The sequence below is a fragment of the Candidatus Omnitrophota bacterium genome (assembly GCA_028707125.1).
In the GTDB taxonomy this organism is placed as follows: Bacteria; Omnitrophota; Gorgyraeia; order Gygaellales; family JAQTUX01; genus JAQTUX01.
In genome coordinates this window covers 1,016,017-1,039,495 of the sequence record JAQTUX010000001.1, presented here as the reverse complement: position 1 = coordinate 1,039,495, position 23,479 = coordinate 1,016,017, and the positions used below count along the sequence as shown (strand labels likewise).

General features: G+C 49.4%; 21 protein-coding genes. All 21 read right to left on the bottom strand.

From position 1 onward, the window contains the following. Positions 1-58 precede the first annotated feature (58 nt). Positions 59-3,499, bottom strand: coding sequence for a DNA polymerase III subunit alpha (locus PHR44_05205; GenBank protein MDD4910059.1), 3,441 nt, complete (start codon positions 3,497-3,499; stop codon positions 59-61). A gap of 125 nt (positions 3,500-3,624) precedes the next feature. After that, positions 3,625-5,160 (bottom strand): glutamine-hydrolyzing GMP synthase, encoded by a 1,536-nt coding sequence (gene guaA, locus PHR44_05200; GenBank protein MDD4910058.1) that lies wholly within the window; start codon positions 5,158-5,160, stop codon positions 3,625-3,627. 77 nt (positions 5,161-5,237) lie between these two features. Further along, positions 5,238-6,398 (bottom strand): GuaB3 family IMP dehydrogenase-related protein, encoded by a 1,161-nt coding sequence (locus PHR44_05195; GenBank protein MDD4910057.1) that lies wholly within the window; start codon positions 6,396-6,398, stop codon positions 5,238-5,240. 85 nt (positions 6,399-6,483) lie between these two features. Then, positions 6,484-7,296: a 16S rRNA (adenine(1518)-N(6)/adenine(1519)-N(6))-dimethyltransferase RsmA gene (gene rsmA, locus PHR44_05190; GenBank protein ID MDD4910056.1), complete on the bottom strand. Its 813-nt coding sequence runs from the start codon at positions 7,294-7,296 to the stop codon at positions 6,484-6,486. Beyond that, positions 7,269-8,228: a 4-hydroxythreonine-4-phosphate dehydrogenase PdxA gene (gene pdxA, locus PHR44_05185; protein MDD4910055.1), complete on the bottom strand. Its 960-nt coding sequence runs from the start codon at positions 8,226-8,228 to the stop codon at positions 7,269-7,271. Before pdxA ends, rsmA begins: the two co-directional genes overlap by 28 nt. Before the next feature lie 2 nt (positions 8,229-8,230). Then, the gene (locus tag PHR44_05180; protein MDD4910054.1) at positions 8,231-8,389 is read right to left on the bottom strand and encodes a hypothetical protein; all 159 of its coding nucleotides are present in this window, start codon (positions 8,387-8,389) and stop codon (positions 8,231-8,233) included. 12 nt (positions 8,390-8,401) lie between these two features. Then, positions 8,402-9,298 (bottom strand): peptidylprolyl isomerase, encoded by an 897-nt coding sequence (locus tag PHR44_05175; protein MDD4910053.1) that lies wholly within the window; start codon positions 9,296-9,298, stop codon positions 8,402-8,404. A 19-nt stretch (positions 9,299-9,317) separates the two neighbouring features. Next, positions 9,318-11,204, bottom strand: coding sequence for a transcription-repair coupling factor (gene mfd, locus PHR44_05170; protein ID MDD4910052.1), 1,887 nt, complete (start codon positions 11,202-11,204; stop codon positions 9,318-9,320). 12 nt (positions 11,205-11,216) lie between these two features. After that, complete coding sequence (secD, locus tag PHR44_05165; protein ID MDD4910051.1) at positions 11,217-13,424, bottom strand: protein translocase subunit SecD; 2,208 nt, start codon at positions 13,422-13,424, stop codon at positions 11,217-11,219. 17 nt (positions 13,425-13,441) lie between these two features. After that, positions 13,442-13,717, bottom strand: a complete 276-nt coding sequence (gene yajC / locus PHR44_05160; GenBank protein ID MDD4910050.1) for a preprotein translocase subunit YajC — start codon at positions 13,715-13,717, stop codon at positions 13,442-13,444. After that, a complete protein-coding gene (gene rpsP, locus PHR44_05155; GenBank protein MDD4910049.1) occupies positions 13,717-13,968 on the bottom strand; it encodes a 30S ribosomal protein S16 in 252 nt (83 codons plus the stop codon). Before rpsP ends, yajC begins: the two co-directional genes overlap by 1 nt. Positions 13,969-14,003: 35 nt before the next feature. Beyond that, complete coding sequence (gene trpE, locus PHR44_05150) at positions 14,004-15,503, bottom strand: anthranilate synthase component I (protein MDD4910048.1); 1,500 nt, start codon at positions 15,501-15,503, stop codon at positions 14,004-14,006. 31 nt (positions 15,504-15,534) lie between these two features. Then, the gene (gene hisI, locus PHR44_05145) at positions 15,535-15,873 is read right to left on the bottom strand and encodes a phosphoribosyl-AMP cyclohydrolase (protein MDD4910047.1); all 339 of its coding nucleotides are present in this window, start codon (positions 15,871-15,873) and stop codon (positions 15,535-15,537) included. After that, positions 15,870-16,631, bottom strand: coding sequence for an imidazole glycerol phosphate synthase subunit HisF (gene hisF, locus PHR44_05140; GenBank protein ID MDD4910046.1), 762 nt, complete (start codon positions 16,629-16,631; stop codon positions 15,870-15,872). Before hisF ends, hisI begins: the two co-directional genes overlap by 4 nt. Position 16,632: 1 nt before the next feature. Further along, positions 16,633-17,103, bottom strand: coding sequence for a peptidoglycan-binding domain-containing protein (locus tag PHR44_05135; GenBank protein MDD4910045.1), 471 nt, complete (start codon positions 17,101-17,103; stop codon positions 16,633-16,635). Between the two features lies 1 nt (position 17,104). After that, positions 17,105-17,839 carry a 1-(5-phosphoribosyl)-5-[(5-phosphoribosylamino)methylideneamino]imidazole-4-carboxamide isomerase gene (gene hisA / locus PHR44_05130; GenBank protein MDD4910044.1) on the bottom strand — a complete coding sequence of 245 codons (735 nt, stop codon included), beginning with the start codon at positions 17,837-17,839 and terminating at the stop codon, positions 17,105-17,107. Then, positions 17,836-18,456, bottom strand: coding sequence for an imidazole glycerol phosphate synthase subunit HisH (hisH, locus tag PHR44_05125; GenBank protein MDD4910043.1), 621 nt, complete (start codon positions 18,454-18,456; stop codon positions 17,836-17,838). Before hisH ends, hisA begins: the two co-directional genes overlap by 4 nt. A gap of 1 nt (position 18,457) precedes the next feature. Next, positions 18,458-19,069 carry an imidazoleglycerol-phosphate dehydratase gene (locus PHR44_05120; protein MDD4910042.1) on the bottom strand — a complete coding sequence of 204 codons (612 nt, stop codon included), beginning with the start codon at positions 19,067-19,069 and terminating at the stop codon, positions 18,458-18,460. Between the two features lie 95 nt (positions 19,070-19,164). Further along, on the bottom strand, positions 19,165-20,388 hold the full coding sequence (hisD, locus tag PHR44_05115; protein MDD4910041.1) for a histidinol dehydrogenase: 1,224 nt from the start codon (positions 20,386-20,388) through the stop codon (positions 19,165-19,167). Beyond that, the gene (alaS, locus tag PHR44_05110; GenBank protein ID MDD4910040.1) at positions 20,385-23,000 is read right to left on the bottom strand and encodes an alanine--tRNA ligase; all 2,616 of its coding nucleotides are present in this window, start codon (positions 22,998-23,000) and stop codon (positions 20,385-20,387) included. Before alaS ends, hisD begins: the two co-directional genes overlap by 4 nt. Next, positions 22,997-23,461: a regulatory protein RecX gene (locus PHR44_05105; protein ID MDD4910039.1), complete on the bottom strand. Its 465-nt coding sequence runs from the start codon at positions 23,459-23,461 to the stop codon at positions 22,997-22,999. The genes alaS and PHR44_05105 overlap by 4 nt, the downstream gene beginning before the upstream one ends. Positions 23,462-23,479 lie beyond the last annotated feature (18 nt).

The window sequence follows — 23,479 nt, the reverse complement described above, 5'->3', positions numbered from 1 at the left end:
AACTTTGTAACTATAATACCAGCAAAACCTTATGAAATCAAGGAAAAAATGCAGGGGGCTAGACTATAAAGGAAAATTTTTTTTCTCCGATAAGCTCTTCAAAGTCGCGGATAAGTTCGGGTGTGGGAGTAATGAAGAAACCCTGTCCTACCATGATCTGGACGTTCTGCCTGCCTCCGTTATTTAAATGAAGCAGGACCGGTACCTTGCCGGGAGAAGAGGCCAGGCGTTCTTTGAGGCTCTTAAGGACATTCTCCTTTAAGCCGGTCAGGTCTATATTTACGGAACTTATTGAATTGTAGATATGTTCAATGGGTTGTATTTCGCTGGCGATTATCTTGGGCGTTTCTTCTTTGAGGACTAACCGCCCTTTCACCAGCACGACGTTATTCGGCTGAAGGTTGCGCCAGTACTGTTGAAAGGTCTGAGGAAATACCAGCACTTCAACCGAACCCTCCAGGTCCTCTAACTTCAATATAGCCATTTTTTCCTGTTTGGCCCGTGTAAGCGTCTGTTTGATCTTGGCGATAAGGCCGAGCAGTTTTACCGTCTGCCCGTCTGACTGCGATGTAATGTTTCCCGTATGGCAGGACACGAAGCGCTTGAGGGTCTTCGCGTATCCGGCAAGCGGATGGCCGCTTATATAAAATCCCAGCATCTCTTTTTCAAAGGCGAGCAGCTGCGGCTCAGGCCACTCCTTTATATCCGGGATGTCCGTGCCCTTTGTGTTGAATGCCGGATTATTTCCCGGGCCGTCGCCAAAGAAGGACAACTGGCCGCTGGAACGCTCTCTTTGCAGTCTTGAGGCCGAATCAAGACAGTAAGAAAGCGCGGCCATCATCTGCGCGCGGTAGAGCTTGAATGAATCAAACGCCCCGCATTTGATCAAGCTTTCCGTCACCTTTTTGTTCACCAGGCGCAGGTCAACGCGCTGGCAGAAATCGTCCAGAGATTTGAACGCGCCCTTTTCGCCGCGCGATCTGACGATGGATTCAATGGCGCCGGCGCCCACATTCTTGACCGCCTTGAGCCCGAACCTTATGGTATTATCGTCTATTACCGCGAAGTTCATAAAACTCTCGTTTATGTCCGGCGGCAGGACCTTTATCCCCATCCTTTCAGCTTCGTTCACGTATTCCACTATCTTATCCGTATTATCGCATTCTGAGGTAAGAAGCGCGGACATGAACTCAACGGGGTAATTGGCCTTGAGGTAGGCGGTGCGATAGGAGATCATCGCGTACGCCGCTGAATGTGATTTGTTGAAGCCGTACCCCGAAAAGTACTCAATCAGATCAAATATCTTTTCCGCCAGCCCCCTCTTGATGTTCTTTTTCAGGCAGCCGTCGATAAATATCTTGCGCTGCTCTTCCATGACTTCCGGTATCTTCTTCGCTATGGCGCGGCGCAGCATATCCGCCTGCGTCATCGTGAAACCCGCCAGTGAAGAGGCTATCTGCATTACCTGTTCCTGATAGACAATGATCCCGTATGTCTCAGCCAGTATCGGCTCCATGCTCTTATGGTCATACCTTATGGCTACTCTGCCGTGCTTCCTCTGGATAAAGTCATCAAGCATGCCTGAGCCGATGGGGCCGGGCCTGTATAAAGCAAGCAGGGCGATCAGGTCCTCAAAGCGTTCGGGGATCAATTTCTTCAAGAGGTCGCGCATGCCCGAACTTTCTATTTGAAATATGCCGCCTGTATGGGCGGAGGCCAGCAGCCGGAAGGTATTTTTATCGTCAAACGGCAGCTCCTCAATATTTATATCCACGCCCTTTGTCCTCTTGATTATCTTGACGGCCTGGTCTATTACCGTCAGCGTCCGCAGGCCCAGAAAGTCCATTTTGAGCAGGCCTATCTTTTCCAATATGCCCATGCTGTATTGCGTGGTGATCTGGTCGTCTCCGGTCTTGAACAAGGGCAGGTAATCAGTGAGGGGTTTATCCGTGATCACTACGCCGGCGGCATGTATGGAGGCATGCCGCGTCATGCCCTCCAGAGAAAAGGCGGTGCTCATAAGCTGCTCGATCTGCTGGTCGGTCTTGTACATCTTATTCAGTTCCGGCTCCTGTTCCACCGCGCCCCTTAAAGAAGTGACTGAGTCATAAGGTATCAGCTTGGCGATCCTGTCAACATCGGCATAAGGTATGCTCATCACCCTGCCTACGTCCCTGACCACGGCGCGCGCCTGCATGGTCCCGAAGGTTATGATCTGGGCGACGTTATCCTTGCCGTATTTCTGCGCCACATAATCAATGACCTCCTGCCTTCTTTCGTAACAGAAATCAATGTCTATGTCAGGCAGGCCCATCCTTTCAGGATTAAGGAATCTTTCAAAGATCAGGTTGTATTGCAGCGGGTCTATGTCGGTAATACCTAGCAGGTAACTGACCAGGCTTCCGGCGGCAGAACCTCTGCCCGGCCCTACCGGTATGCCTTGTTTCCTGGCATAGTCTATGAAATCCCAGACAATAAGAAAGTAGCTGTCAAAGCCCATCTTTTCTATTATGGTGAGTTCCTGTTTCAGCCGTTGGCTTATACGCGCGGATACTTCTTTGAACCTTCTGCGCAGGCCTTCATCGCACAGGCGCCTCAAAAATTCCTGGCAGTTCTTGCCGTCGGGAGGATGATAAGATGGAAGGTGTATCTTGGAAAAGTCCATTTCCAGATTGCATAACTCCGCGATCAGGAGAGTATTTTTTATCGCCTCAGGCGTATCCCCGAACATCTTTTTCATCTCATCAGGGGTCTTGAAATAAAACTCGTCTGTCTGGAATTTCATATGGCCGGGGTCGGCAAGCGTGTTCTGGGTCTGGATACAGAGCAGCGCCTCATGCGCCGCGGAGTCCTCCCTTTTGAGGTAATGCAGGTCGTTTGTGGCGGCTACGCCTATTGATAATTCCCTGGCTATCTTTAACAGGTGCTCATTGACCTTTTTTTGTTCGGGGATGCCGTTCTCCTGGATCTCAAGGAAAAAGTTGCCCTTACCCATAATATTGAGGAAATCGTCAGCCGCCTTTAAGGCGTCATTATACCGGTTTTCCTGTATGAGGCAGGGTATTTCCCCTTTAAGGCAGGCGGAAAGCCCTATCAGGCCTTTTGAGTATCGCGCCAGCACTTCCTTGTCTATCCGCGGGCGGTAATAGAAGCCTTCAATGTATCCGATGGAAACAAGTTTACAGAGGTTCCTGTAGCCCTCTTCGTCTTTTGCCAGCAGTATAAAATGGTTAGCGGCCTCTTGTATTCCGGACGGCTCTTTATTAAGGCGGCTTACGGGAGCTATGTATGCCTCGCAGCCGATAATGGGTTTTATCCCCTGTTTCTGGCATTCAAGATAAAATTCAATGGCCCCGAACATGTTGCCATGGTCTGTAATTGCCAGGGCAGGCATCTTGTGGTGTACGGCTGTATTTATCAGTTCGGGTATACGGCAGGCGCCGTCAAGGAGAGAATACTGAGTGTGGACGTGCAGATGGACAAAATCGGAATGAGGCATTATTGATTAGCGAAAAGTGTAAAGCGCAAAGCGTAAAACCAAAACGTAAAGTTTAAAGTTTTTGTTTGTTAGTTTTAAGTTTTACACTTTAGTTTTGCGCTTTTCGCTTTACGTTTTACGCTTATTTATTCCCACTCAATCGTAGCCGGAGGCTTTGAGGAAATGTCGTACACTACCCGGTTCACGCCCTTTACTTCATTGATGATGCGGTTGGATATCTTTCCGAGCAGCTCGTAAGGCAAAGGCACCCAGTCCGCGGTCATTCCGTCGTTGCTTGTGACGCAGCGTATGGCGACCACGTTCTCATAGGAACGCTGATCGCCCATGACGCCGACGCTCTTTATCGGCAAAAGCACCGCGAAGGACTGCCATATTTGTTCGTACAGCCCGGCCGCCCTTATTTCTTCAAGCAGGCGCCGGTCTACCTCCTGCAGGATCCTTATCCTGTCCGCGGTTACCTCGCCGATGACCCTTACCGCCATCCCGGGCCCCGGGAACGGCTGTCTTTGAAGGATGGGGTCGGGTATGCCTAATTCCCTGCCTAATTGCCGCACCTCATCCTTGAACAGGTCCTTCAGCGGCTCAACGAGTTTCAGCTTCATGTGTTCCGGAAGCCCGCCTACGTTGTGGTGCGTCTTTATTCTCGCGGACGGGCCGCCAAAGGCGGACCGTGATTCTATTACGTCAGGATAGATCGTGCCTTGAGCGAAAAACTCAACATGTTTGGCCCTTGCCGCCTCATGTTCAAATACCTTTATGAATTCATTGCCTATGATCTTGCGTTTTTCTTCCGGGTCAACCACTCCCTTTAATTTATCAAGGAAGCGCCTGGACGCGTCTATAAAGCTTACGTTCATCTTGAAGTTTTCCTTGAAGGTCTTTTTTACCTGCTGCGGCTCATCCTTGCGCAGCAGGCCGTTGTCTATGAAGATACACTTCAAATTTTTTCCTATAGCGCGGTGCACAAGCACCGCGGCAACCGAAGAATCCACGCCGCCGCTTAAGCCCAGCACCGCCTTTTTCTTTCCCACGGCCGCTTTTATGTCTTCCACCGCGCGCTTTATAAACGAGCCGATGATCCAGTTTGTGCGGCCGCCGCAGATCTTATAAACAAAATTCCCCAGGATCTCCGCGCCCTTCTGGGTATGCATGACTTCCGGGTGAAACTGCACGCCGTAGATCTTCCTCTGCCTGTTGGCTATGGCGGCTACCCGGGAATTCATCGTATGCGCGATACTGACAAAACCGGGAGGCAGTTTCGTGAGCAGGTCGCCGTGGCTCATCCAGCAGCTGAGATTGCCCGGCATTTCGTAAAACAGGTCCTTCATGCTGTCTATGAACAACTCCGCCTTGCCGTATTCCCTGTTGGTCGCGCTTTTTACCTTGCCGCCCAGGATGCGCGCGATCGCCTGCATGCCGTAGCATATGCCCAGAACAGGTATGCCTAACTGAAATATCTTTTTATCTGGAAGCGGGACATCCTTTTCGTAGACCGAAGCGGGGCCTCCTGAAAGAATCAGGCCGTATGGGTTAAGCTTTTTGATTTCCTCCGCGGGTGTATTATAAGGGATTATCCTGCTGAATACCCTGTTCTCGCGTATCCGCCGGGCGATCAACTGTGTGTATTGAGAGCCGAAATCCAGGACAAGTATCGGCCGCATCTGCTTTACCGGAATGGACGGCTTGCTTCTGGCATAACGTTTTATCATTTTCAGCCGGTTGGATTTTATTTTCTTTTTCATTTGCCCATCCCCACTCTCTGGCCTACCTGAAATATCTTTCCTTCCGTCTGTATGGAAGGCGCGATTATGATCTCTACGTCGTGCATCTGTTTTACGCTGGCGGCCCCTAACGAACCCATTGATGTCTTAAGCGCTCCCATCAGGTTTTGTGAGCCGTCATCAACCTTGGCAGGTCCGAACAGTATCTCTTCAAGTGTTCCGGTGGTCCCTACTTTTACGCGGGTACCGCGCGGCAGGTTCACGTTTGAAGTTGCCATGCCCCAGTGGAAGCCCCTGCCCGGCGCCTCTTTTGCCTTGGCAAACGCCGACCCTACCATCACGGCGTCGGCTCCGGCGGCAAACGCCTTGCAGATCTCTCCGCCTATCCTCATTCCGCCGTCAGTAATAACAGGTATATAATTGCCTGTCCTCTTATAATGGAAATCCCTCGCGGCGGCGCAATCTAACGTGGCAGTTACCTGAGGCACGCCTATGCCTAACACGCCTCTTGTGGTGCAGGCAGCGCCCGGCCCTATGCCTACAAGCAGGCCGGCAGCGCCGGTCTCAAGCAGCTCTAATGTTACCTCGTATGTTACGCAGTTGCCGATAATGACGGGGATCTTCGTTTCTTTACAGAACTTATGCAGGTCAAGCGCCTTGTATTCCCTGGCCATATGCCGCGTGCTCGTAACTGTGGATTGGACCACAAAGAAATCCGCGCCCGCCTCCTGCGCGATCTTCGCGAAACGCTCCGCGTTAGCGGGTATGCAGCTTACCAGGGCCGTGCCTTTCTGCTTTTTTATGTCTTTAACGCGCTCGCCTATGAGTTTTTCTTTTACCGGCTCAAGATATAAACTCTGGACAAGATGCGTCGCCTCTTCAACGGAGGCCTTGGCGATCTTATTTAAGATCTCATCGGGCTTCTCATAGCGGGTCTGCACGCCGTCAAGATTAAGGACGGCCAGGCCGCCCAGCCGCGACATTTCAACCGCGAATTTCACATCAACCACGCCGTCCATTGCCGCCGCCATGATCGGGATCTTATATGTCTTTCCGGCGATCTTAAGAGACGCGTCTACCTCATTCGGGTTGACCGTAACCATGCCCGGCACCAGCGCCACATCATCAAACCCGTAACATTTCCTTGCCCGCTTGTTAATGCCAATCCACTCGCCCATTTGTTAACCCCTTTGTTTGCAGATATTTATGTGAAAAAATACCGGAATTACCGATGAGAAATTATATACGATTTATGGCAGGTTGTCAACATATTCGTATATCTTTTTTCTGGGTCAAAAATTTCCTGCTTATATAGGCGAAATCGTCTATGCTTAACTTCTCGGCTCTTATATCCGGCCTCAGGCCGCGTTTTGCCAGAATTGAAGATAGTTCCACGGGATCGATGATCTTCTTGAGGGAGTTTTTCAGGGTTTTCCTGCGCTGGTTAAAGGCGGCTCTGACAATTTTAAAGAAAAACTCCTCATTGCCGGCTATGCAAGGAGGCCTTCTCCTTACTTCAATATTCAAAAACGCCGAATCTACTTTAGGGACAGGGTAGAAACACCCCCTGGAGATAACAAAGTCAAGACGCGGCATCAGGTAATAACCGCAGTAAATACTGAATGAGCTGTAATCTTTTGAGCCGGGTTTTGCGACTATGCGCCGCGCGAATTCCTTTTGCACGGTCAAATAGACATTACTGATATGCTTCTTGTGTTTGACAAGGTGGATTATGATGGGGGTGGTGAGATAATAGGGTATGTTGCCGAATACTTTTATGCGTTTACCCTTACCCAGGCCGGCGATATTTACTTTTAAGATATCGCCGCATATCAATTCAACATTGCCGAATTCTTTCAGCCGTGGTTTCAGGCCTTCGCATAGATCTCTGTCAAACTCTACGGCGATCAGCCGTTTTACCAGCGGCGCGATCAGACAGGTCATCTCTCCCCTGCCCGCGCCGATCTCCAATACGGTATCGCCCTGCTTAAAAGAACAGATATCCAGTATCTTTTTCCTGATATTCTTCTCAACCAGGAAATTCTGGCCTAACCTCTTTTTAGGATACGCGCGCATTTGATGGCGGTTTTTACGGCTTCGATCATTGAGGAGGCATCGGCCCTGTTTTTTCCCGCGATATCAAAGCCGGTGCCGTGAAGCGGAGACGTCCTGACAAAAGGCAGGCCCACGGTCAGATTAACGCCTTTATTCTCGCCTATAAGCTTAAGCGGTATCAATGCCTGGTCGTGATACATCGCCACCAGGCCGCTTCCCTTTGTCCTGCTTGCCAGAAGCACGGCGCTGTCAGCCGGAAGCGGGCCTTTCAGGCCTTTTGCCATTTTTGACGCGGCTTTTACCGCCGGCTCTATAACGGTAATTTCTTCTTTGCCGATGAGGCCGGCGTCAGAGGCGTGCGGGTTAAGGCCGCAGACAAAGATTGCAGGACTCTTAATACCGAACAGTTGCTTAAGCGCCCGGTGGGTAAACAGGATTGTATCTATTACATCTTGCCTGCTGATCTTATGCGCTACCTGCTTTAGGGGGATATGACGGCTTACCAGGCCTATGCGTAGAGGCCCCGCGGTAAGCATCATAAGAAATTTTTTCACCCCAAAAAGCCCCGCGAGGTATTCTGTGTGGCCCTGGAATCTATAACCTGCTTTGTTAATAGTTTCCTTGCTGACAGGAGCGGTTACAAGGCAGTCAATAGCGCCCGCTTTTATGAGATCCGCGGCGGTATTGATATACTCAACTGAGGCGCGGCCGTATTCCGCGCTCACCTTGCCGAAAGCGAAATTTTTCCGGTTCAGGTTCCTTAAATCAATAAAATCAACGTTGCCGCGCTCTATGAGCGTTGACCTTCCTGCCGCGCGCGTAAAGGCGTGTTTGTCTCCTATGATCGTAAAATCAGCGGAGTTATCTATTGAAGAAGATGACAACGCCTTTACCGTTACTTCGGGCCCTATACCCGAAGGATCACCGATCGTGATACCGACTTTGATCCTCATGTCTATTTAGGCGGCATCATATGGCGCCCGCCCTGCATCATCTTCATTTGCATAGACCCGCCCATATACTTGCAGCGCAGCATACCGACCTTGGCAGCAGACGCGACTACCGCCGCTATCACTATCAACAACACTATCTGCCAGAATAATTTCCAGCTCATTCTCTCACCTCCTCATTTGATCGCGATATACGATCTTTCCTTGACTTCTTTCAACCAGGATTTGATCTTATTGGTGACCTTGTTATACGAAATGATCGCCTTTATCTGCGGCTGCGCCTCATCCAGGGCCAGCCGCTCTTCAGGCATGATCTCATCTATTTTGAATACGTAATATACGCCGTCGACTTCAATATGATCGGTAATACCCGGTGAGGCGGGCCTGAAAACCAGCTCGTCGAATTCTTTTCTTAACGTTTTTTCGCTCACAATACCCATATCTATAAAGCTTGCCGTTTCGCCATCGGCAGCCTCTTTAAAGCCGCCGCCTGTTCTTATCCTGTTAAGGGCGCCGTAAAGCGCGTCTTTGTCTTTGATGGCCAGCGCCGAGACCTTTCTCATTTGCGGCTTCTTTATTTCATCGCCGTGCTCTTTATAATAACGCGTTATCTCCGCGGGAGAAACGTGCACGTTTGACTCAAATTTCATTTCCATAAAGCCCTTTATAAGCATCTGAGCCGTTATCCTCTCTTCAATATCCGACTGCGTCAGCCCGCGCTGGATCAGATACATCCTGAAGAGCTCTTCAGACGGATACCTCTTTTTTATCTCTTCCACGCGTTTGTCAAGCGCGCGCTTTGTAACCTGGGCGCCTTCTTTCTTTGCCTGCTGGAGTATGAGCTTGTTCTCAATTATCGTATTGAGCGCGTCCTTGCGCACAAGCGCCATTTGTTCCTCCAGGCCTTTTCCCTCATAGCGCGAGGACAATTCAAGCTCAGTAAATTGAATGAAGCCCTCTAATTCCGACTCGGTCACGATATCATCGTTTACGATAGCCACTATCCTCTCAGCGAATACGGGAGAGGTCAGTAAGATAAAACTTAAGATTAGAAATACAGTTTTGTTATACATTATGACAATGTGTTTAATTTTACGTTATCTGCTTATAATTCGCGACTGCCTGCCTTAACAGGCGGCAATAAAGGTCAAAGCCGACCGCCATTATAAAACCATGCTGCTCGGTGCCCAGGATATTGCCCGCGCCCCTGATCTCAAGGTCTTCCATGGCGATGCTGAACCCTGAACCGAGATGAGAATATTGTTCTATCGCCGCGAGGCGCTTTTTTGACTCGCCGCTTAAAGACGCCGCCCTGGAGACCAGAAGGTAAGCGTAGGCGCGCCTGTTAAACCTGCCTACCCTGCCGCGAAGCTGATGCAGGTCTGCCAGTCCGAACGCCTCGGCATTGTCTATAATTATAGTGTTTACGTTGGGGATATCAATGCCCGATTCAATAATAGAGGTGCATACGAGCACGTCTATACCGCCTTTTATGAAATCAAGCATTACCTTTTCAAGTATTTTCGGGGGCATCTGGCCGTGAGCATAAGCAGCCTTTATGCTGCCGGGTAGTATTGCCTTTATTCTCTCCAAGGTGCGCTCTATGTCATAGACCTGATTATGCACAAAATAGGCCTGGCCTTTGCGTTTTTTCTCCCTCAATACCGCCTGTCTTATCAGATTTTCATCATATTCTACCACATATGTCGCCACAGGGATACGGTTTTTTGGCGGGGTATTAACCTGTGACATATCCTTGGCCCCCATAAGGCTCATATAAAGCGTGCGCGGTATGGGAGTTGCCGTAAGGGTCAACACATCTACCGAAAGGCGCAATGTCTTAAGCTTTTCTTTTGCCTTTACGCCAAAACGCTGTTCTTCATCAATTATGACCAGCCCCAAATCCCTGAAATGTATATCGTCTCCCAGGAGCCGGTGCGTTCCTACCACTATATCAACAGAGCCGTCTTTCAGGCCCTCTGTTATGCCGCGCTGCTGGGAGCCGGTCTTAAAGCGGCTGAGCATCTCAACTCTTATGGGGAATTCTTTGAGGCGTGAGCAGAAGTTATAATAGTGCTGTTCGGCAAGTATGGTCGTAGGCACAAGCATCGCCACCTGCTTATTGTCCATAACCGCCTTGAAGGCGGCGCGCATCGCCACTTCTGTTTTGCCATAGCCGACCTCTCCGCATATGAGCCGGTCCATCGGCTTCTCCGACTCCATATCTTTCTTTGTCTCGGCAGCCGCGGTTATCTGGTCAGGCGTATCTTCAAAAGGGAATGTCTTCTCAAACCGTTCCTGCCAGTCGGTATCTCGCGAGAACTTAAATCCCTTAAGCAGCTGCCTCATGGACTCAAGATGAAGCAGGTCCAGCGCGTATTTCTGTATGCCTTTGCCGGCCCTTTGTTTGATCCTGAGCCATTCCTTTGAGCCGAGCCGGTTTAACCTGGGCCTTCTTGAACCGAAGGCAAGGTATTTCTGCACAAGGTGCGCTTCCTGCATGGGGACAAACAAGCGCTCTTTATTTTCATATTCTATCACCAGGTGTTCCTCGCGCCCTTCCGCGGCCTTGATCTTTTCTTTGCCTTTGAATATACCGATGCCGTGCCTCACGTGGACGGCGTAATCCCCCACGCTTAGATCTACGAAATTAGAAGAAGGAAAATCTTCGCTGAATATGTTTATGTTGGCTTTGCGTTCTGATTTACGGGGAAGGACTACTATGATATCGTGTTCATATATATTCTCTCCGGTTGATACGGCGTAAGTATAGATCTTGCTGATCGTATTTATCTCCAGCTCGATCCTTACGGGCAGTTCAAATGTAATGGGGAACAGGTCTATGATGTGGCCGCGTATGGAGAAGTCGCCTTCTTCATCTACGGACTGCCGGCGCTTATACCCGAAATCAACCAGCTGCCCTGAGATCGCCTGAGTTTCAATCTCCTGGCCTTTGTGGAACTTGAGAGATTTGAACATAACGGGTGGGTATCAAAGGGTCTTTCTTCTGTTCCAGGCAAGCACAAGCGCCGACGCGATAAAAACCGTAGAATATACCCCCGATATAAAGCCGACGATCAAGACAAAGGAAAAGCTGTGCAGGACCTCCCCGCCGTAGAGAAACAGCGCCAGGACAACGAATAAGGTCAGCAGCGAAGTAAGTATGGTACGGCTCATCGTCTGGTTGACGCTTAAGTTTATCAGATCGCGAAGCGTGTATTTGCGCAACATGCGCGCGTTTTCCCTGACCCTGTCGTAGATCACTATCGTATCATTTATGGAATAACCGGCAATGGTAAGCAGGGCCGTGACGATCAAAAGGTCTATCTGCCTGCCGGTAAGCAGGAGAACGCCCATGGCGACAAAGACATCGTGGAGCAAGGCGATGACTCCCGCGATCGCAAAGTCAAAATGCTTGAACCTGATGCCTACATAAACCAGTATGCCGGCCATAGCCCATAGTATCGCCCAGATCGCCCTGCCTCTCAGCTGTTTTCCCACGGAAGGGCCGACATTTTCAATGCGCATGATCTCAAAAGTGTTCGCGGGGAATTTCCTGCCGAATATTTCTGATACGGCTTCGGAGGTGTCTGTTTTTGTGCGTATCATAACCACTTTGGGGTTATCTTTGAATTTCTGGATAGACGCGTCCTGCAGCCCCGAAGATATCAGGGCGGACCTCAAGTCCTCCATCGCTATCGGCTCTTTGAAGGCGTATTCCTGGATCTGGCCCTCTGAAAAATCTATTCCGTAGGCGTCCTTGCCCTTTATCGCGAAGCTGACCAGTCCCGCGGTTATTACTATGGCGGAGACAACGTAGCAAATCTTTCGCTTCGCGATAAAATCGATCTTTGTGTCTCTGGCGAAGTTAAGCATGCGCAAGGATGTGAATTTCGGGCTTAAAAGCAGCAGTTCAAAGATGTGCCTGGTCACCACTATAGCGGTAAACATGCTTGCCATAAGGCCTATGGTAAGCGTTACCGCGAATCCTCTTATAGGGCCTGTGCCGAACTGGAATAGAAAGAATGCCGCTATCAGCGTGGTTATATTGGAATCAAGAATAGCGCTGAATGCCTTGCCATACCCGGAGGATATGGATGACCTCAGGGATTTGCCCGACCTCAATTCCTCTCTTATTCTTTCATTTATAAGCACATTAGCATCTACCGCCATACCCAGGGTGAGTACTATACCGGCTATGCCGGGAAGCGTAAGCGTGGCTGAGAAATTGCTCAAGATGACAGGAAGCAGGCCAAGCGTGCCGAGTATGATAAAAAGATTGAAGATCAAGGCAATGGAAGCAACCAGGCCGGAGAGCAAATAATATACTATCATAAACGCGAGCACAATGGATCCGCCTATCGCGCTCGCCTTTATTCCGCTCTTGACGGAATCCTGCCCCAGAAGCGGCCCTATGGTGCGCTCTTCCTCTATACGCATCGGCGCGGGCAAGGCGCCGACGCGAAGCACTATTGCCAGGTCCTGCGCCTTTTCAACGTTAAATCTGCCGCTTATGACCGCCTCGCCGGAGGGGATAGGTTCGTTTATGCGCGGCGCCGACTGGACATTGCCGTCAAGCACTATTGCCAGCTGCCTGCCTACGTTGTCCTTTGTGATCTGGGCGAATTTCTTTGCCCCTTCGGGATTAAAGGCGATCCTGACTATGGGCTCGCCAAAACGGCTGGAATCAAATGCCGCCGATGCCGTTGTCAAGGCATCTCCCATAATGACCGCCTCCTTATGCAGTAAAAGCGGTTCTGATCGCGAATCTTCCTTGATGTATTTCAGTTCATATTCCGGAGCTACATTGCCTTCTACCGCCTGCTTCAGCGCCTCGGGATCCTGCGATACGAGCTTAAACTCAAGCAGGGCCGTCTTACCGATCAGATCTATGGCTCTTTTCCTGTCTGTTACGCCGGGAAGCTGGACTACGATGCCGTTTTCTCCCTGCCGCTGGATAACCGGTTCGCTCACGCCGAATTGGTCTATCCTGTTCCTGACTACCTCAATGGCGCGGTCAACCGCGTCATATTTCTCCTTATCGCTTAACTTTGACGTATCGACCTGCAGGACAAGGTGCATCCCGCCCTTTAAGTCAAGGCCGAGATTGATCCTTTTGCCAAGCGGGAATGTATAATACAGCGAGATGATCAGGACCGCGATTATCAGTACGCTTCTGAATAAAAGTTTATTTTTCATATCCGCGCCTTTTGATGTTATTTCAACAGGGATGCCACAGCCGATTTTTCTATTTCGATCTTTACGTTTTCATCCACCCTGAGTATGAATGTTTTCTCTTTGACGCCGACTATGGTCCCGTGAACACCGCCTGTCGTGACCACCTCGTTATTCCTTTCCAGGCCGTGTATCATCTTCTGGTGTTCCTTTTCCTTTTGTTTCTGCGGCTTGATAAGCAGAAAATAGAAAACCAGAAATATCAAAATTAAAGGTATGAAATTGATCAATCCTGCTGACTGGGCTGCCGGCTGCATTATTTACCCCCTTTTTTCGTCTTTTTCATAAGGTCCTTGACTGTGTTGCTTAACTGGGCTCCGTTCTTTATCCAGTGCTCTATCCTCTCCCTGTTGATCTTTATAACGGGAGGATTGCTTCTGGGGTCGTAAAATCCCAATTCCTCAATGTTCCTGCCGTCCCTGGAGCGCTCCTTTGCTATGGCAACTACCCTGAAACAATGCGCGCCCTTAGTATCGGCTATCCTTCTCAATCTTATCATTAGCGACATCTTTTCTCCTTTTTTTTGGTTTCGCGCTTTTCGCTTTACGCGTTAATCGCTTCAATAAGCGCCCTGGCCTTATTCAGCGTCTCGCGATATTCACGCTCCGGCACGGAATCGGCGACAATGCCCGCGCCTGCCTGTATATAGGCCGTTTTGTTCTTTATTATTATCGTCCTTATGATAATGCAGCTGTCAAGGTTGCCGGAAAAACTGAAATAAGCCACCGCCCCCGCGTACGGGCCGCGCCTGAGGTTTTCCAATTCGTTGATTATTTCCATCGCCCGTATCTTAGGGCTGCCCGACACAGTACCCGCGGGGAAAGTCGCGCTTATTGTATCATAAATGTCCTTATTTGGCGAAAGCAATCCTGCTACGCTGCTGACAATGTGCATAACGTGAGAATATTTCTCCACCCGCATAAATTCCTTAACCTTTACCTTGCCGTACCCGCATACCCTGCCCAGGTCATTGCGGCCAAGATCGACAAGCATTAAATGTTCTGCCAGCTCTTTTTTATCCTGAAGCAGCTCTTTTTCCAGCCGGCTGTCCTCTTGAGCGTCCCTGCCCCGCGGCCTTGTCCCCGCGATAGGCCTCGTTTCTACCAGGCCGTTCTCGCAGCGCACGAGTAGTTCAGGAGAAGAGCCTATGATTATAGAATCCTTGAGATTAAGATAATACATATAGGGAGAGGGATTAACCCTGCGCAGCTTCCTGTATATATGTAACGGTTTCTCATAAACACGGGCATTAAGCCTCTGCGACAGGACAACCTGTATTATATCCCCTTCCTTTATGCGCTCTTTTCCCTTCAAAACCATTTCTTTAAAATCTTTCCTGGAGAAATTAGACGCTACTTTAAGGCGTTTATGGCTGATTGTTGCTTTGCGTTCCGCTTTAAGCGGCTTATTAAGGCGGGCCTCTATCCGGTTTATCGTTTTGACGGCGTCATCATAGCGTTCCAATTTCGCCTTTCTAGTGCCTGCCGCGGAAAGGTCGGCGTTGACGACTATTTTCATCTGGTGGTTGGCGTGGTCAAATACCGTAACAGTATCGCAGAGCATAAATGCCATATCCGGCAGCTTGAGGTCGTCCCTGTTCTTCCTGATGCCTTCATACAGGCGCGGCTCGAACAGGCCTATGGTATCGTATCCTAGGTACCCCACGAATCCGCCGCAATACCGCGGGAGGCCGGGAAGATTTACGAATTTAAACCGGCTGCTTATCTTTTTGATCTCCTTAAGCGGATCGCAATTCTCAAGCTTGACGGCTTTTTGCGGCTTGTATCCTCCGCGCCTGTCTAAAATCCATAATTTCTTGTCTTTCAGCTTAATAACCAGCGCGGGGCCGTGACCGAGAAAAGAGAACCTGGCTATCTTCTCTCTGCCTTCAACCGATTCCAGAAGAAAAGAATACGGCTCATCCGCCACCTTAAGATACGCGGAAACCGGCGTATCCAGGTCAGCGTTTATGTTCTTATAGACCGGGATCAGGTTACCCTTCTTACTCAACCTTAAAAATGTTTTCTTGTCAGGATATATCATAAGTTTCCTCTACACACTTACGTGTGTAGTATCATCGTGGTTTGATATTCCCCATCTTTCTATAAAAACAACTTCTATTTCCTGTGTGGCAGGCAACGCCAACCTGTCTCACCCTTATCAATAACGCGTCGGCATCACAGTCATAAGCGATTGACTTCACATATTGAAAATGTCCCGAGGTCTCTCCCTTTACCCAGTATTTCTTGCGTGAACGCGACCAGAAACATGTCTTTCCCAGCCGGATAGTCCGCCTTAGTGATTCCCTGTTCATATAGGCGACCATCAGCACTTCTTTAGTTTTGTAGTCCTGTATTATTACCGGGATCAATCCCGAAACATCAAACTTCAAATCGCTTAACTTAAACTTCATATTCTTACCTCTATCCCTTTGGTTTTCAGGTATTCCTTTACCTGCTTTATGCTGAATTCGCCGTAATGGAACAACGAGGCGGCAAGGGCCGCGTCTGCCCTGCCTTCCGTAAGTACTTCCGCGAAGTGCTCAAGTTTTCCCGCGCCGCCGGAGGCGATCACGGGAATAGCCACTGTTTCGGCAACGCGCCGCGTCAATTCTAAGTCATAGCCGTCTTTGGTGCCGTCTCTATCCATGCTTGTCAACAGGATCTCTCCGGCTCCAAGCGCCGCGGCCTCTTCGGACCATTTCAACGCGTCCTTGTCTGTGGCAGTCCTTCCACCGTCAATAAACACCTTCCAGCCATTTTTATCCGGCGTTCTTTTCGCGTCTATGGCTATAACGATACATTGACTGCCGAATTTATCCGCCGCTTCCCTTATGAGGACGGGGTCTTTTACGGCCGAAGTATTGATGGAGACCTTATCGGCGCCGGCATTGAGAAGGTTGCGTATGTCGTAGATATCCTTTATGCCGCCGCCGACTGTCAGCGGCATAAAAACCGATTCCGCGGTCTTTTTGACGACATCAAGAATGATCTTGCGTTTCTCAAAACTGGCGGTAATGTCAAGAAAGACGAGCTCATCTGCCTGTTGTGAGTCATAAACAAGCGCCGCCTCAACAGGGTCTCCCGCGTCCTTAAGCCCGATGAATTTAACGCCCTTTACGACCCTGCCGTCCTTCACGTCCAGGCAGGGTATTATACGCTTAGCCAGCATATTATTTCTGTTTTTTGTAAAGGAATTCCTTTAAGGCCTGCCAGGTATTATAATCCACATCGCCGCTTACGGGAAGGCGGTTTGCCTTCTGAAACGCCCTTATGGCATTTCTGGTCTGGACCCCCATCTTTCCGTCGATCGGCCCCGGATTAAAGCCGGCGTTCCTCAAGGCGATCTGCACCTGTTTTGACAACGGTTTGCGGAATTCCGCGACAGAGGATTTTGACGCCTTCTTCTTCATGTCCGAAAGGCCCGCCCTCAGGTCTTCATTCTCCGATACCAACTGCTGCACGGACTTCCTTGTCTTGAGCAATTCTTCCTCATTTTCTTTCAGGCGTATCTCCATGACAGAGACCTGATTCTGCAGATCCTGGATCTGAGAATCAACCTTTGCCTTCCCCGCGCCAAGGGTCTGGCAGCCGGACAGAGCCAATGCCGACACGATCAAAACTACCGCGAATGTCCTGAGCATACTACACCTCTCCTTTCTTCGCCGTTTCCATGGCTTCTTTAAGAGTGAACTTATTTTCATAAAGCGCCTTGCCTATGATCACGCCTTCTATGTTCTTTTTATTCATCCGCCTTATTTTTTCTATATCATCCAGTGAAGATACTCCGCCTGATACAATGACGGAGATATCCACCTTATTAAGTATATCCAGAAGCCCTTCTAAGTTGGGCCCCGCGAGCATCCCGTCCCTGGATATATCCGTATATATAACCCTTTTTACGCCTTTCTTCGCCAGTAAAGAGGCGAACTCTACGGGCTGCAGGCCCGAAACGCCCTTCCAGCCGGAAGTGGCGACAAATTTATTCCTTACGTCTATGCTTACCAGTATTTTATCCGAAAACCTGCGCAGCGCCTCATCAAGGAACGCCTCATCCACGACCGCCTTTGTACCGATCACCACTCTCTCGACCCCGAGATTTATAAGCCGTTCTATCAAGGGGATCTCTCTTAATCCTCCCCCTAATTCTATTTTTGCCTTCACATTGCCGACTATCTCTTCAATAATGGATATATTTTTCGGCTTTCCGGTCAAGGCGGCATCCAGGTCGACAACGTGGATTATCTGAGCCCCCTCCTTGATCCATTTCCCGGCTGTGCCAAGAGGGTCGTCGGAATATACCGTCTCGTCCTCAAATCTGCCCTGCTTAAGGCGGACTACCTTACCGCTTCTCAGGTCAATCGCGGGGATTATTATCATAATTCAGCAAAATTGCGCAGAACCTGCAATCCTAACTCCTGGCTTTTCTCCGGGTGGAATTGCACGCCGAAGGTGTTCCCGCGGCAGACCATCGCCGCGAAATCAAGGCCGTAACTGCAGGTAAGCGCGGATATTGAATCATCCTTCGGTTCAGGGTAATAAGAGTGGCAGAAGTAAAAGAACGAGCCGTCTGCTATGCCTTTGAACAATCTTTCTGAGGTATCGACCGGACGAGAGGGGCGCGCGACCCTGTTCCAGCCCATATGGGGGACTTTAATGCCTCCTGCCGGCATGAATTTCTTTACTACTCCCTCAAAGACCCCCAGCCCTTTTACCTGCCTGCCTTCTTCGCTGCGCTCAAACAGTATCTGCATGCCTAAACATATGCCCAGATACGGCCTCGCGGACTTTATGAATGATCGGATAGAGGATAAGAGTTTTAACTTCTCCAGCGTTACCATGGAATCGTCAAAGGAGCCGACGCCTGGCAGTATAAGCCTATCCGCGCTTTTTATATCCTCGCCGCTCTGCGTTACCTTTACCCGCATACCGACGCGCTCGCAGGCCTTTTGCACGCTTCTTAAGTTGCCTGAACCGTAATCGATCAACGCTACCATCTCAATCTATAATTCCCTTCGTTGAGGGTACTCCCTTCCGGCGCGGGTCTATCTGAGTAGCCTGGTCCAGCGCCGCACCGAAGGCCTTAAAAATAGGTTCCAAATTAGTATGCAAATCCGGATTCTGGCTATCCAATTTTATATTTAAATTCATTCCCATTCTTTTTGCAAACGATTCAAAGAAATGATTAGCGTAAGAATAAGAGTATCCATCTTCTTCTTTGGGTTCTGGATATCCGATCGTCGCCCTGGTTATCTTTTCAAAAAATCCTCTCCCGCTGATATCCACCGCCACATTGGCGACTACATCTTCCATCGGCCATGAACTGGAACCAGATCTTTTGATACCTTCTTTATTTCCTAATGCCTTTTTAAAAGCATCTCCCAATACGATGCCAACGTCTTCATTAGTATGATGTATATCTATGTTCAAATCACCTTTAGCCATGATTTCCAAATCAAATAATCCGTGGAAAGCGAATAATTCCAGCATGTGGTCTAATATGCCTATGCCAGTATTTATTTTAGATTTGCCAGAACCGTCGATATTTAATTTAACAGTAATATCAGTTTCTTTTGTTTTTCTTTTTACTTCTGCGCTACGTTTTTTCATCTTTCCACCTTCAGTGTCCTCTACACACTTACGTGTGTAGAATCCTTTGGCTATGCTTAGATTGTCATTCCCCACACGTAAGTGTGGGGTCTCTTCTACTCGAACCTCGCCTTTACCGACTCAATGTGTTTTTCCAATTTTTCAATTCCGGCGATCGCCTCAAGCGGCTGCCTTATCGCCTCAAGCGCTTTCCTGGAGTAAGAAATTATGTGTATTGACTTCGTAAAGTCGCTTAAAGACAACCCCGAAAAGAACCGGGCAGAGCCGGCGGTCGGCAATACGTGGCTGGGCCCGGCTACATAATCCCCTACCGAAACAGGGCTATATGCCCCCAGGAATACCGCCCCGGCGTTCTTTATAAGCTTCAGGATCTTTTTGGGATTGTTTACCATGATCTCCAGGTGTTCCGGCGCTATGCGGTTAGATATCTCTGCCGCCTCAGCCAGGTTCTTTGTCAGGATTATCGCCCCTTTCGCGTCTAACTGCGCCGCGGCCGTCTTCGCCAGATCCCTGCTTGTAGTAATAAGTATTGACATGCCGCCGGAATGCTCTATCTGCGATTTAAGGTCGGCAATAACGAACTTGGGATTACTGAACCTGTTGGCGATCACAACCAGTTCTGTCGGCCCTGCCAGCATATCGATATTCACATAGCCGAACAACTGCCTCTTTGCCTCTGTTACGTAAGCATTGCCCGGGCCTACGATCTTATCCACCTTCGGTATGGTCCTTGTGCCAAAACTGGCGGCGGCGATCGCCTGCGCCCCCCCGACCTTGTAGATCTCATTGACCTTAAGCAGGTCCGCGACTACAAGTATGTGAGGATTAACGTTCCCGTTCTCATCCGGAGGAGTAAATAACGCTATGTCCTTTACCCCTGCTATGCGCGCTGGCACGGCTGTCATATAGACCGTTGAGACAAGCGGGGCTGTGCCTGCCGGTATGTAAATACCTACGCGTTCTATCGGCTCTATCTTTTCTCCCAACTCTACGCCGTCGGAATCCTTGATCTTCCACTTCTTTCTTATCTGCCTCTTGTAGAACCGGTTTATGTTCTCTATTATAAGTTTGAGATTAGAAACAAAATCCCGGTTTATATTCTGATAAGCGCCGCTTATCTCCAGCGGCCCTACCCTGAATTGCCTGGGCAGCAGTTTTACCTTGTCAAATTTACGCGTATATTTTGCCAGCGCGTCGTCCCCGTTCAGCCTGACGTCGTCTATTATCTTGCGCACGCGCTCCTGCATGGACTTCTGCCTTATCAGATTACGGCTGTAGATCTTCTCAAGTTCCCTGTTGTATCTGCGTATTATCTTCATTTTAAATATCCCTTTATTATTTCCGGCGCTCTGGCGATCGCTTCCTCAAGCGCTTTGATATCGCGTGAGCCTGCCTGCGCGAAGTCCTTACGGCCGCCGCCGCTGCCGCCCAATACCGCGGCAATATCCTTTATTATCTTTGAGGCGTCCAGCGGCGTATCCTTCATATCATTGCTTAACGCCACAACGAGCGCGGCCCTGTCTTCCAGAACAGAGGCAAGCAGCAATACCGTTTTATCGGCTTTCTGCCTCAACATATCCGCCATAGGCCTTAATAACTCCATATCTGCCTGTTCTACGCGCCGGCATATGAACGAGATACCGCCTATCTTAATGCCCGTTTTGATCATATCGCCGATCGCCGACCTGAACGCCTCCAACCGGCAGGAATCCAACTTGCTGTTTAAATCCCTGAGCCGGTTGTTCAGCTTTTCCACCTGGCTTACTATCTCCTCGGCAGGAACTTTTAAAATGCCTGAAAGCTCCCTAAGGACAGCGCCGCCCTGTTGGATGTTGTTATAAGCGGCGGCCCCGGTCTGCGCCTCTATGCGCCGTACGCCCTGCGCTATGGATGACTCGGAAACGATCTTAAATAAGCCGATCTGCCCGGTTGAACCAAGATGCGTGCCGCCGCAGAGTTCCCGGGAAAAACCGCCTATCGCCACGACCCGCACCTTATCTGAATATTTTTCGCCGAAAAATGCCAGCGCCCCTGTCTTCTTTGCCTCGGACAGCGGCATCTGCCTGGCCGTCAATACTTCGTTATCAATGATCATTTTATTCACGATCTCCTCTATCCTGGAGATCTCTTCGGGGCTTACGGCCTTAAAATGGGTAAAATCAAACCTCAGCCTGTCCTCTGCCACTAACGAGCCCTGCTGCTGGATATGTTCTCCCAGCACCTGCCTGAGAGCGGACTGGAGCATATGAGTCGCGGTATGGTTCCTGGCAATAGCAAGCCGCCTTTGTTTATCTACGTTAGCCGAAACCTTATCCTTTTCTTTGAAGGCGCCCTTTGCTACTACGCCGTAATGGACTATCACAGAACCCGTCCTTTGCGTATCCTTAACCTCAAACAGGCAGCCCTTCTTGAGGATGCTTCCCCTATCGGCAACCTGTCCTCCTGATTCAGGATAAAACGGCGTTTTGTCCAATACGACAGCAACCTCATCGCCTTCAGAGGCGGACTTCATTTCATCCGCGCCTTTAAATATCTTTAATATCTTTGCCTCTGATTCAAGGGAATCATAACCTTTAAACACAGTTGCCGCTGTATCTATTTTAAGCCCGGCAACCGAGAATACATCGCCTTTCATCGTGCTTTTGCCGCGCGATTGCTCGCGCTGCCGCGAGAGATTCCTTTCGAACTCATCCTTGGAGAAGCTATAACCGTGTCCTTTAAGCCACTCCTCTGTAAGTTCTATGGGTATGCCGTGAGTGTCATAAAGGTCGAAACTAACCCTGCCGATTTTTTTGTTATCCATTTTATCTATACCGGCAAACTTATCAAAACATATTCCAGCCACAGACTCCAGAATCTGTAAATATTTTTCCTCTTCAGCAAGAATAATCTGCGTAATATTCTCGTGTCGCTTACCCAATTCTGGATAAGCGATCTTCATTGTCTCAATAACTGGATAAACAAGCTTATAAAGAAATTTATCATTAGTTCCCAGTTTCCGCAGATCATAAACAGCCTTCCTGATAAGTTTTCTGACAACATAACCCCTCTCCTCATTTGAGGGGATAACTCCGTCGGCAATGGCGAATACGGCTGCCCTTATATGATCGGCTATAGCATAGAGCAGTTCCTTCTTAGGCCTGCCCCCTATTTTAGCTATAATTTCCTTTATGATCGGCTGAAAAAGTTCGGTCTCAAAATTGTTGGCCTTACCCTGCATTACCGCGGTCAAGCGTTCCAGCCCCATACCCGTATCTATGTTTTTTTGAGGCAGGGGCTCAAGCGCCCCACCCTCTTTCCTGTTGAACTGAGTAAAAACGAGATTCCATATCTCTACGAACCTTCCACAGTCACAGCTCGGGTCGCATACCGGCTCACCGCAGCCAACGCCTTTTCCCCGGTCGTAAAATATTTCCGAGCAGGGGCCGCAAGGGCCGTTAGGGCCTTTCTGCTTTGCCTCTGAAGGCCAGAAATTCTCTTTATCGCCCAATTTGATCATCCTCGGCTTAGGCAGCTTTATGTCCTTTGACCAGGCCTCATATGCCTCCGTGTCATCGTTATATACCGACACCCATAGTTTATCATCGGGGATGTTCAATTCCCTGGTAAGAAACTCCCAGGCCCAGTTTATCGCCTCTTTCTTGAAATAATCGCCGAAAGAGAAATTACCCAGCATCTCAAAGAACGTATGGTGGCCCGCGGTCTTTCCTACCTTATCCAGATCGCCTGTCCTTAAACACCTCTGAGAGCTGACCGCGCGCTTCAGGTGCTTGTCTATGCCTAAGAAATTCTTCTTGAACTGGTTCATTCCGGCTGAGGTGAACAACACCGTAGGGTCGTCTTTAGGCACAAGCGAATCGCTTCGCGCTATCTCGTGCCCCTTAGATTTGAAGAATTCCAGAAATTTTTCTCTTAGTGCGTCGGCATTCATTCTATTTTAGATATCGCTTCATTGACCGCGTCCGGGCTGAATCCCCGGCGCAGGAGAAACGAATAAACCCTTCTTTTAATATTGCCTTTATCCGGTCCGTGCGCCTGGACAAACCTCTTGCTGACCAGCCGCTCGATCACTTCCCCCTCGTTATAATCACATTGGGATTCTTTAACGGCGTGTTCAATAATATCCCGCTTTACTCCCTTTTCTTTGAGCTCCTGAATGATCTTCTTGAAACCTAACGGCTTATCCTTTCGCGATCCGATCCATATCCTGCAGAACTCGGCGTCGTTTAAATAATCGGCGCCTTTCAGGTACTTGACCGCCTTTTTTATAACGGCGGTTCCATAGCCCTTATCCTCAAGGCGCGATATTATTTCATTCTCGCTCCTTGGCCTGAACCTGATCAGCCTTAGCGCAGCGTTAATTGCTGACTTATAATCCTTAGAGATATTCAATGTCAAATAGCGAAAAGT

Excerpts from the sequence above, each read along its gene's own strand:
- PHR44_05205 (MDD4910059.1), bottom strand. The coding sequence starts at position 3,499 with ATGCCTCATTCCGATTTTGTCCATCTGCACGTCCACACTCAGTATTCT.
- guaA (MDD4910058.1), bottom strand. The coding sequence starts at position 5,160 with ATGCGGCCGATACTTGTCCTGGATTTCGGCTCTCAATACACACAGTTG.
- PHR44_05195 (MDD4910057.1), bottom strand. The coding sequence starts at position 6,398 with ATGGGCGAGTGGATTGGCATTAACAAGCGGGCAAGGAAATGTTACGGG.
- rsmA (MDD4910056.1), bottom strand. The coding sequence starts at position 7,296 with ATGCGCGCGTATCCTAAAAAGAGGTTAGGCCAGAATTTCCTGGTTGAG.
- pdxA (MDD4910055.1), bottom strand. The coding sequence starts at position 8,228 with ATGAGGATCAAAGTCGGTATCACGATCGGTGATCCTTCGGGTATAGGG.
- PHR44_05180 (MDD4910054.1), bottom strand. The coding sequence starts at position 8,389 with ATGAGCTGGAAATTATTCTGGCAGATAGTGTTGTTGATAGTGATAGCG.
- PHR44_05175 (MDD4910053.1), bottom strand. The coding sequence starts at position 9,298 with ATGTATAACAAAACTGTATTTCTAATCTTAAGTTTTATCTTACTGACC.
- mfd (MDD4910052.1), bottom strand. The coding sequence starts at position 11,204 with ATGTTCAAATCTCTCAAGTTCCACAAAGGCCAGGAGATTGAAACTCAG.
- secD (MDD4910051.1), bottom strand. The coding sequence starts at position 13,424 with ATGAAAAATAAACTTTTATTCAGAAGCGTACTGATAATCGCGGTCCTG.
- yajC (MDD4910050.1), bottom strand. The coding sequence starts at position 13,717 with ATGCAGCCGGCAGCCCAGTCAGCAGGATTGATCAATTTCATACCTTTA.
- rpsP (MDD4910049.1), bottom strand. The coding sequence starts at position 13,968 with ATGTCGCTAATGATAAGATTGAGAAGGATAGCCGATACTAAGGGCGCG.
- trpE (MDD4910048.1), bottom strand. The coding sequence starts at position 15,503 with ATGATATATCCTGACAAGAAAACATTTTTAAGGTTGAGTAAGAAGGGT.
- hisI (MDD4910047.1), bottom strand. The coding sequence starts at position 15,873 with ATGAAGTTTAAGTTAAGCGATTTGAAGTTTGATGTTTCGGGATTGATC.
- hisF (MDD4910046.1), bottom strand. The coding sequence starts at position 16,631 with ATGCTGGCTAAGCGTATAATACCCTGCCTGGACGTGAAGGACGGCAGG.
- PHR44_05135 (MDD4910045.1), bottom strand. The coding sequence starts at position 17,103 with ATGCTCAGGACATTCGCGGTAGTTTTGATCGTGTCGGCATTGGCTCTG.
- hisA (MDD4910044.1), bottom strand. The coding sequence starts at position 17,839 with ATGATAATAATCCCCGCGATTGACCTGAGAAGCGGTAAGGTAGTCCGC.
- hisH (MDD4910043.1), bottom strand. The coding sequence starts at position 18,456 with ATGGTAGCGTTGATCGATTACGGTTCAGGCAACTTAAGAAGCGTGCAA.
- PHR44_05120 (MDD4910042.1), bottom strand. The coding sequence starts at position 19,069 with ATGAAAAAACGTAGCGCAGAAGTAAAAAGAAAAACAAAAGAAACTGAT.
- hisD (MDD4910041.1), bottom strand. The coding sequence starts at position 20,388 with ATGAAGATAATACGCAGATACAACAGGGAACTTGAGAAGATCTACAGC.
- alaS (MDD4910040.1), bottom strand. The coding sequence starts at position 23,000 with ATGAATGCCGACGCACTAAGAGAAAAATTTCTGGAATTCTTCAAATCT.